General features: G+C 50.1%; 6 protein-coding genes. 2 read left to right on the top strand and 4 right to left on the bottom strand.

What is annotated here, in order from left to right:
- Together JW883_03745 and JW883_03740 are read left to right on the top strand one after the other, a co-directional pair.
- A partial coding sequence (locus JW883_03745) for a hypothetical protein (GenBank protein MBN1841382.1) occupies positions 1–405 on the top strand: 405 nt, incomplete at its 5' end.
- A 503-nt stretch (positions 406–908) separates the two neighbouring features.
- Positions 909–2,387 carry a glutamate--tRNA ligase gene (locus tag JW883_03740; protein MBN1841381.1) on the top strand — a complete coding sequence of 493 codons (1,479 nt, stop codon included), beginning with the start codon at positions 909–911 and terminating at the stop codon, positions 2,385–2,387.
- Here JW883_03740 and JW883_03735 read toward each other — a convergent pair.
- The 4 genes from JW883_03735 to JW883_03720 form a co-directional block, all read right to left on the bottom strand.
- Positions 2,384–3,655: a nucleoside transporter gene (locus JW883_03735; GenBank protein MBN1841380.1), complete on the bottom strand. Its 1,272-nt coding sequence runs from the start codon at positions 3,653–3,655 to the stop codon at positions 2,384–2,386. The genes JW883_03740 and JW883_03735 overlap by 4 nt on opposite strands.
- Before the next feature lie 11 nt (positions 3,656–3,666).
- Positions 3,667–4,548 carry a DUF2520 domain-containing protein gene (locus JW883_03730; protein ID MBN1841379.1) on the bottom strand — a complete coding sequence of 294 codons (882 nt, stop codon included), beginning with the start codon at positions 4,546–4,548 and terminating at the stop codon, positions 3,667–3,669.
- Positions 4,549–6,180 (bottom strand): cobalamin-dependent protein, encoded by a 1,632-nt coding sequence (locus JW883_03725; protein MBN1841378.1) that lies wholly within the window; start codon positions 6,178–6,180, stop codon positions 4,549–4,551.
- A 15-nt stretch (positions 6,181–6,195) separates the two neighbouring features.
- Positions 6,196–6,381, bottom strand: a 186-nt coding sequence (locus tag JW883_03720) for a hypothetical protein (GenBank protein ID MBN1841377.1), incomplete at its 5' end; no start/stop codon positions are given.

The raw sequence follows: 6,381 nt of genomic DNA, 5'->3' as shown, positions 1-6,381 counted from the left end.
GAGGGCGATGGGATTTTAGACGTTGAGACAAAGGGGACGGCGAGCTTTACGTTGGAAGGAGGGCCTGCGCTTTATGCCGTGTCTCCGCAAAACGTTGAGCGCTCCCATTATTGTCCCGACGAAACGCTCATAAACGGTGTGGCCAAGATCTACGGCTCGGCTTTTGGCGCCACACAGGGCGACGGCGCAGTATATATCGGCACAGGCCCCATGTATACCTCTGACACCGGTCTTGCATTAAACCGGGTGGTGTGGACCGACAATCTCATCAAGGTCGGTGTGGATGTGCCGCCCAGGGCAAAAGGAAAGACCCTTTATCTATGGGTTGAAAAAGATGGGCAGAAAACAGACGCTAAATATTGTATTCCGGCGATTCACATACTCTCCAGCGAGACCTGTCCTTAGCAAACATAAAATGCGAAGTTGAAAGAGATTCCGTTTGTTGAAGTTCCGACTAGATGTGCTGGTTCAACTTTGTAAGGCCTGACGTTTGATACTGCAATAAATGTTATCCCGTAAACGGACCATCCTGTTTCTATCTCCGTGTGAACTTAGTGTCTTTTGGAAAAAGGATAGATTTTATAATTTTGCACCCAGAGGATTAGGATTCCAGAGATAAAGACCTCATTTGTTGATCCTCACTCAAAGAACCAATCTTCCAGCCATATTGTTCTATCGCACATCTGCATTGTGGAACCGCTTTCCACCATTTGCGCTTCCCCATGATACGTCTCGAATATGCGAATCACTGTGGTGGAAACTGGAGTGAGAGGAATGGCCGGCTCCTGTTTGCAATTGGGCACTGTTGAGTATATAATTAATGGTAAAAGGAAATCAAGTCTTTGCCCGGATACGTGCGTGCCAGTGCCCGTCAACGCATCCGGGCATTTTGGAAAGGCGAGAAATACATGAAACAAGAGGTAATAGTGCGGTTCCCCCCGAGTCCGACCGGATATCTTCATATCGGCGGCGCCCGGACAGCCATATTTAACTGGCTATTTGCTCAAAAAACAGGTGGCAAACTGATCTTAAGGATCGAAGATACTGATGCGGAAAGGTCTTCTGAGGAATCGATCCAAGGGATTCTTGAGAGCCTTAAGTGGCTGGGGATTACTTGGGACGAAGGCCCTTATTTCCAGTCGCAGTACATCAAGGAGCATGTGGCGGCTGCACACAAACTCCTTGAATCGGGTCATGCGTACAAGTGCTTCTGCACAAAGGAGGACCTTGAGCAGAAGCGCGAAGAAGCACGAAAAAGAAAGACCGCCTTACAATATGACGGCGCTTGTCGCAATTTAGCGCCCGCGGAAATTGCAGAAAAAGAAGCGGCCGGAATACCCTACACTGTTCGTTTAAAGGTCCCCCGCGGGCAAGGCTTTGTGAGTTTTGAGGATATGGTCTACGGGATTATTGAGAAGAGATATGAAGACATAGAGGATTTTGTCATCGTTCGTTCCAACGGGCGGCCCCTCTACGTCCTTTCCAATGCCGTGGATGACATCCGTGATCGGATTACCCACGTCATTCGCGGGCAGGACGGGTTGGCAAATACGCCCAAGCAGATCTTGATCTACAAGGCCCTCGGCGCACCGGTTCCAAAGTTTGCTCACATGTCTCTTACCCTGGATCCAAGAAAGGCCAAGATCTCCAAACGCACGCACGGCGAATTGGTCGCAGTCCACTTTTACAAGGAGCACGGCTTCCTGCCGTGGGCATTTGTGAACTACCTGGCCCTTCTAGGATGGTCCACCCCTGAGTCCAGGGAGATCTTTTCCAAAGAGGAACTGATCGAAGCATTTTCATTGCAAGGACTCAGTAGGGCCAATGCTATCTTTGACGCAAGAAAAGATGATCCGAAATTTTTCACAGACCCCAAGGCCATTAGCATAAACACCCACTACATACGGAACGTGCCTGTTGAGGAAATCGAGCCGTACGTGAAAGAACAGTTGGAAAAGGAGGGGATCTGGGACCCGGAGTTTGAAGGATCAAAGCGCGATTGGTTTCTTCGAACCATTGATCTCATTCGAAGCAGGTATCATGTGACCACGGATTTTGTGACTCTGGGCCGGGCCTATTTTTCCGACGAATATCCCATCGACCCCAAGCCCCTGAAGAAGAACGTCCTCAAGCATGAAGGACTCAAAGAGTGGTTTCCAATGCTGGCGGATCGCCTCCAAGCTATTGAAACCTTTAGTGTGGACGAAGCCGAGAAGGTGATCCGCGAGATGGCTGACAAGCTGGAAATTAAGGCAGGGATACTAATCAATGCTATTCGAACAGCGGTGACCGGTCAGGCAGCCGGCCCAGGACTTTTTGATATCCTTAGCACCATAGGACAGAGTCGTGTCGTAGAACGCTTACGCAAGGCAGTGAAATTCTTCTAAGCAAACAGACCTGCTACGCAGCCTGTCATCAGGCAAGCAAGGGTGGCAGCATACAAGGCCCGGATGCCAAGCTGTGCAATGTCTCTTGCCCTGGCCGGCGCCAGAGCGGAAAAACCACCCACAAAAATGGCCAGCGACGCAACGTGTGCAAACCCGCAAAGGGCGTACGAGGCAATGGTAATGCTTCTGGCATTCGTCAGTACGCCGTTCTGAATGAGCTGATTCAAGTGCTGGTACGAAACCACCTCTGTGACTATAGTTCTTTCCCCAAGGAGCGTGGCTACGTGGCCTGCATCCTGAAGGGATACCCCCATCATAACCGTCACCGGATAATATAGGTATTTCAGTATCAATTGCAGGGATAGGCCCACGCCAAAAATCCTGGTTCCGATCAACCCAAGCAGCCAGTTACACATGGAAAGCAAACCGAGGAAGGCCAGAAGAAGGGTGATTATCCCGACACAGAGCTTTGCTCCATCGTTTGCGCCGTTGATGATCGACTCCATCCAGGTGGTTGACCGCTGGTCTTCTCCCGGCTGAACGCTCATGCCCAGAGTCTTTGGTATTTGTGTTTCCGGGAGGACCAACTTAGACATTATAATAGCTGCCGGCGCGCTAATGATCGATGCCGAGATTAAGTGCCCGGCTATAGACGGAAACTCTTTGTGCAAGAATCCTATATAGAGGGCAAGCACCGTAGAGGCTATTGTGCCCATGCCTGCAGTGAGCACTGTGCAGATCTCCGATCTTGTCATGTCCTGTATGTAAGGCCGTATGGTCACGGCTGATTCAATCCCTACAAATATGTTGCTTGAGGCACACAGAGACTCTGCTCCGCTAATTCGCATCAGATAGGTGAATATCCTGGCAAACAGCCTGATCAGACCCGGAATGATGTTTAAGTAATACAGAAGGGAGACAAGAGATGAAAAGAAGATGATGGACGGGAGTACCTGGAAGGCCAGGATGAATCCAGGGGATACTTCGCCCATTTGCCCGGTTTCTCCCGGTGATATTGCAAGGGGGCCAAACACAAAATACATGCCCTCTTTTGCAAAAGAAAGCACCCTCAATGCCGCGTCATTCAACCATGAGAAGACGACAACACCTGCGGGGAGTCTAAAGACAAGCAGGGCAAAGGCGAACTGAAACAGGAGGCCGGTCAGTATCAGTCTGAAATTGATGTTTTTTCTGTCCCTGGCAACCACCCATGCCAGAAACATCAAGACAACAAGTCCAAGGAGGCTGATTAGTCTATGCGATAGCATTTTCTCAACAGCTACAGTTCTTGTGGCCCAAGAAGGGCTGTGAGTCTTTGAGCTGCTTCCTTGCCAAGTGTTCCTTTGGCCTTGGCAAGATCAACCGTGCAAAGACCGAGGGTTCTGTAAAGCGTAAGGAGACTGGGGACACGCTCTTTTATCGTCTCAAGGTGAGCCTCAACCGTTTCCACATCCCCTCGGGCGATGGGTCCTGTCAGGGCTTCGGGTATGCCTTTGGCGCCAATATTGCCAAGAGTTCCTTTTATCAAAGGCAGGAGCGCCCTGAAAGAGACATCAGGTGGCATTCCGGCTACGCGATCTAGCTCCAGGGCAAGGTGCATCACTGTCACCAGATAGTTGGAAGCTGCCACGGCTGCTGCATGATAAAGGATTTTGGCCCCCGGGGTTATCTCCATAAGGACCCCGCCCATATCCGTTACAAGTTTACGCACAACGGGCAGGGCAGCAGCATCACCTTCCACAGCGCAAAATGCGCCCGGCACCAGTGTTTCAGCCTGCTCCACAGTGGCAAAGCTCTGTAGGGGGTGAAGACTTGCAACCACAGCCCCGCATTTTCTTGCCGAGAAAAGGATCTCTGAAGAGAGAGCCCCGCTGCAGTGAATCACCACGCTCTTGCTGTCAAAGCCCTTGTGTTCGACAATGGCTTTGCATGTTGACTGGATCGCATCATCAGGCGTAGTAATAAAAACCACTCGGGCTCCCCGGCTTATGTCCCAGGCACGGTCAGAGAATTGCTCTGCGCCAAGGATCTTGGCCGCCTTAGCAGCTCTCTCAATGGTTCTCGCGGAGACTCCTGTGATGGAGTAGCCTGCGCCGGCAAGCAATTTTCCTACAGCCGTTCCTACGGTGCCGCAACCGGCTATGGCAACAGTGGGTTTCATCTAAAAACAACTCAGATAGAATCTTACTACATCGGCCTGCCCGGGATCGACAGCCCCGCTGCTTTGCTCCAACTTGCCGAGAAACCTCAGCAAAATGGCTCTGGCATCATCCAGCCTTTCGGCGTGAAGCAATTGCTTAAAAAAGTAGTCATAAATGCCGGCCTGAACAGCTACGTCGGTTCCCATGAAGCGCTCAATGGCATCTTCCCAGAGACCCTGATCGCTCAAATAGCCAATGGCAAGGCGCTCGTGGCTGGCCGTGTCGTACTTATTGTCATAACAAAGAAGGTTAGGGAAAACGGCCCTGACATATTGATGGACCTCAAAGGGGCTGGCTGGCGCGCAGTAGTAGTAGGGCAGCAAATACCCTTCGGACTTAGTCCCGAACAGATTCTCAGAGGGGCTGTTTCTTTCGACGTAGTCGCACAACGGCGTGCCCTGATAGATCCTTCCTCCTACCGTATATTCGTATTTCCTGATGGGGCAGACAGGGTATTGCTTCATCCTTGCCAGAGTGTGGTCCATGGTTTCATGACTCTCTCCGGGAAGCCCAAATATAAGAGAGATAGTGCAATCTATGCCTGATTTCTCGCATGCCTCTATGGCCTTTGTAATGTCCTTTTCCTCATAGGATATAAGGTTTTCTTCAAGGACCGTGTTCGAAAAGCTCTCGCAGGAAAAGACCACGGAAAAGTTCGCGTCAGCCAGGAACCTTGCGAACTCCAGGTCGAACGGTTTGGGTATCAACTGAGTGACAAAACGAAAACGCTCTTGAAGCCCTTCCCTGATGATGGCCTTCACAAGGCCAGAGCAGTACTTCAAATCCGGGACATTAAATTCTGTGTCGATAAAGAATATGGTATTGGCCCCTTCCAGGACATCGGCAATGGCTTTGATCTCGTTGATGATGCTGTCAATATCTCTAAAAACGAACCTTCTCCCTTCGATCAAGGGCTCCACACAGTAGCTGCATCTGTGGTGGCAGCCTCGCTTGACTTGAACGGGAATTCCGGCGGCCTGATACGCAAAGTTGAACTTGGGTTCTCTGCGCTCCAGGGCTACATCCGGCCCGAATTCGTAAGGCTTTCGAAGGTTTTGCTTATACGCATTGAAGTGGCGGCATATCATATTCGGTATCCGGGATATCTTCTCATTATCAGGGAAGGCTTCTACGAACTGGCAAAAAGGCTCTTCCCCTTCTCCGACAATCCCATAGTCCAGACCGAGATACTTCAGTATGGCTACGGGCGATACTGTGAAGGCGCCACCGCCCACTACTACTGGGATGTGAGGGATCACTTCTTTTATTTCAGAAACGATCTCCTTTATTTGGGGAAGAAAATAGAATGTCTGATAATCATCCCCCTTAAAGTCTCCATATTGCTCACATGACATACAAGTATCAAGGTTTCGTATTCCTATGCCGACTACATCCGGCTCTGAGCTCTCAATGGCCTCTCTTACGTTTTTCTTCCAATCCATATCCGGCAAGAAGGGATATTCAATTCCTACTCTGTGGCCACGTCTGCTCAGATAATTGGCAATGAGGTCCAGGCCAAACGGATAGACCTGATTCACCAAATAGTATTTGTCGGCATAAAAAAGCATTACCTTTTTGCCGCTGGAAGGCATTAATATTCCCTTTTCTCAATTGGGTAGAGGAGTTATGGTCAGAGCCATGGGCTCTGCCGTGCTCGACTGAAAGTGCCAAAAGTCCCTAAAGTTAAGAACACAACGCGTAACCCCAATTTTAGTTGTTCCGGTAAAAGTCAAGAGTTTTTTTACAAATATTTGCGGGTACGTTATGCCGCAAATGTTCTCGAGTCGTTCTTT

This window comes from Deltaproteobacteria bacterium, from assembly GCA_016930875.1.
Classification (GTDB): domain Bacteria; phylum Desulfobacterota; class Desulfobacteria; order Desulfobacterales.
Note: the sequence above shows the minus strand (reverse complement) of the source record. Positions and strands in the feature narration are given on the sequence as shown.